1 protein-coding gene is annotated in these 292 nt (G+C 62.3%); it reads right to left on the reverse strand.

Annotated elements, in window-relative coordinates; all coding sequences use genetic code 11:
- The coding region (locus tag EN824_RS34590) for an MEKHLA domain-containing protein (protein WP_135933236.1) at nucleotides 1-292 on the reverse strand (292 nt) is incomplete at both ends.

The following is a 292-nucleotide window of genomic DNA, read 5'->3' on the forward strand; positions in this document are numbered from 1 at the left end:
GAACAACTGCCAGACCGTTGCGTTTTCGATCCAGAAGCGCTGCCCGCCCTTCGCGATGCGAATGCCGCGGTACCCGGTGACAAACCCGTCGCGCGTCACCTGATCGAGGAACGCCTGGCGCGCCGCGCGTTCAGGCGATTGCGCCGACAGGCGCGAGCGCAGAGCCGTGATCTCGTTCCAGTCGTATTCGAAAATCGCTTGCGCTCGCGAGATGCCGTAGATGAAGACAGGATCGGTTTGCGTATCGTGCGCGAGGAGCCCAAATGGCGCCGATGCGTAAAGCCATGTACCG

This window comes from Mesorhizobium sp. M8A.F.Ca.ET.181.01.1.1 (assembly GCF_004792025.1).
Classification (GTDB): Bacteria; Pseudomonadota; Alphaproteobacteria; order Rhizobiales; family Rhizobiaceae; genus Mesorhizobium.